Annotated in this window: 1 protein-coding gene; it reads left to right on the plus strand. The window is 61.8% G+C overall.

Features of this window, described 5'->3' with window-relative positions; all coding sequences use genetic code 11:
- Positions 1 to 126 precede the first annotated feature (126 nt).
- Complete coding sequence (locus NKH67_RS34005; protein WP_352503956.1) at positions 127 to 540, plus strand: curlin; 414 nt, start codon at positions 127 to 129, stop codon at positions 538 to 540.
- Positions 541 to 991: the final 451 nt, after the last annotated feature.

Raw genomic sequence — 991 nt, forward strand, 5'->3', positions numbered from 1 at the left:
CCTTTTCTATGTGTGCCGAGCCGGGAAAAATGACTGAACGACAGCTGAACGACGGGTTCCGGGATGGTTCAGCCGCAATTCGGGAAGGTTGGCCATAGGCTGAGGCAGCCGGAAATGAAGACCAAGATGACCCGCAATATGTTCATAACCCTTACTGCCGCTCTCGTTGCCGGCAGCATCGGCCAGGTGGCGCTGTCCGCACCGGCCTACGCAGGAGGCTGGGTGTCGGTGACATTTGCTCCTGCCAACGCCCGCGACGCCGGCGCCCTGGCGACCGGCCTGCGCGTCTATTCGAAGTATCGCGGCCTGCACGGCGCCAGAATCCGTCAGTCCGGACACGGTAATGCTGCTGGCCTCGGCCGGACCGGCCGCGGCAATCTGGGCATCATCCATCAGGAGGGCAACGGCCATTCCGCCATCCTGAGGCAGAACGGCAACGACAACGCCTACGGTATTTTCCAGTTCGGAAGGAACACCGAGGCGAATGTCGTGCAGAACGGCGACGGTGGTGGGGGCGCCATCTTCAGCTACGGCTGGTAACGGCCGATAATCGGGGCGCGAGCGGGACTCGATCCCCTTGCGCGCGACCCAATCATTCGGGCCGAACATCTCGGCAGAGCCGAAGATGACCCCGCGGCTTCCTCCTTGGGAGGTTTTTCAACGCGGGCCGATGTCGACCCAGCCCGCACCCCTCGCGCTGCGGCCCACATCGAAAAACCTTCACCGATGCGGACCTTCTGCAGCGGCTTTTCCACGCATAGCAGACGTTCGACGGAACGGGTGATCCTGCCCCGGCAAACACCGATGATGTCAGATAAAGTGCGGCAGACAATGTCACGAGGAAGCGAGGCGACATTTCACGCTCCGCGACAGCCGGAAGTGATCGACAACTTTCCAACGTTTTCCTTCGCGATTGACCCATCCTGGTCAAACACCCCAAACCGGCGGCTGCATCACCGTTCCTCCGGCGGCTTGAGGTGCCGAAACTGCA

The organism is Mesorhizobium sp. M0968 (assembly GCF_040319065.1).
Lineage (GTDB): Bacteria > Pseudomonadota > Alphaproteobacteria > Rhizobiales > Rhizobiaceae > Mesorhizobium.